Origin of the sequence: Nonomuraea sp. 10N515B (assembly GCF_052245915.1) — a bacterium.
Classification (GTDB): Bacteria; Actinomycetota; Actinomycetes; order Streptosporangiales; family Streptosporangiaceae; genus Nonomuraea.
The window spans coordinates 1-1,255 of sequence record NZ_JBQQBQ010000205.1 but is presented as its reverse complement, the minus strand read 5'-3'; the positions used below and the strand labels follow the sequence as shown (position 1 = coordinate 1,255).

2 protein-coding genes are annotated in these 1,255 nt (G+C 63.6%); both read left to right on the top strand.

Going from position 1 to position 1,255, the window contains the following annotated elements:
- On the top strand, window positions 1–180 hold a 180-nt coding region (locus ACTWQA_RS59060), incomplete at its 5' end, for an RICIN domain-containing protein (protein WP_443167510.1).
- A gap of 165 nt (window positions 181–345) precedes the next feature.
- Complete coding sequence (locus tag ACTWQA_RS59055; protein WP_443167509.1) at window positions 346–816, top strand: glycoside hydrolase family 43 protein; 471 nt, start codon at window positions 346–348, stop codon at window positions 814–816.
- Window positions 817–1,255: the final 439 nt, after the last annotated feature.

The window sequence follows — 1,255 nt, the reverse complement described above, 5'->3', positions numbered from 1 at the left end:
GGCGCCACCGGCCAGCAGTGGCGCGTGGTCGACCACGGCGGTGACGTGATCAGCCTCGTCAACCGGCAATCCGGCCTGGCCATGGACGTCTGGCAGTACTCCACCGCCGACGGCGCCCGCATCTCCCAATACACCTACAACGGCAACCCCAACCAGCGCTTCACCCGCCGCCGCGTCTGACACGAGACCTGACGGGGCACCGCACGGGCAACAGCGCGGCAGTGCCCCGACATGACGCCGACAACCCTCCACCACCACACTGGACGGATTCAATGACACAGCCATTCCACGATCCGACCTCACCGCGACGTCCACACAGACCACACCGGCAACACCTACAACCGGATGATGTACGCCACGACATCCGACTTCCGGACCTTCAGCGCCGCGCAGGTCTGGGTCGACAAAGGCTACTCGACGATCGACTCGACGCTCATCAAACACAACGGTACCTACTACCGCTTCACGAAGGACGAGCGGAGCTCGTCGCAGACCGCGTGCGGCAAGTTCATCCTCGCGGACAAGTCGGCGACCATACTCAACCGCACCTACTCGTTCGTCGCAGACTGCCTCGGGAACAACGCGATCAGCCAAGGCGAGGGCCCGTTGGTCTTCAAATCGAACACCGACGAGCGCTGGTACATGTTCATCGACGAGTACGGAGGCCGGGGCTACGTACCGTTCACGACCACCGACCTGAACACCCGGCAATGGTCACCCGTCTCCGGCTACACCATGCCCGGCCGGCCACGCCACGGCACCGTCCTGCCGATCACCCAGGCCGAGTACGACCGGCTACTGCAACACTGGGGCTGAGCCGCCTGTGGTCGGGCCACCAACTGCCCTACACGCCGAGTGTCCCACCCGCATGATCACCCGGCAACGGCTCGAGCAGCTTGGCGGCGCGATCGCCGCTTGTTGCAATGAGATTTCCCGACTTCTAGAGTGTGCCTATCGCAGCATTTCCCCCTACTGTCGAAATGCCGGTCGAAGCGCTTCGACTAGATTAGACGTTAGCAGGCAAGCCTTGCTAAGAACAGCACGTATTCGGTGTTGGCTTTCGCCGCGATCGTCGGCCCGATCCCGCGCCTGCCACTCCGGCCAACCGCCCCCCTCCATACCGCGCATTGAGCTGCCCCGGGTTGGTTGGAGGCTCCCAAGACTGGAAGGCTGGGAGTCGTGCCCGCACCGAGGAAGTACCCGCAAGAGTTGCGTGATCGCGCCGTCAAGATGGTGTTCGACCTGCGTGAGGAGA

What these genes read in the sequence shown, in the direction of transcription:
- ACTWQA_RS59055 (WP_443167509.1), top strand. Translation starts at nt 346, where the DNA reads ATGATGTACGCCACGACATCCGACTTCCGGACCTTCAGCGCCGCGCAG.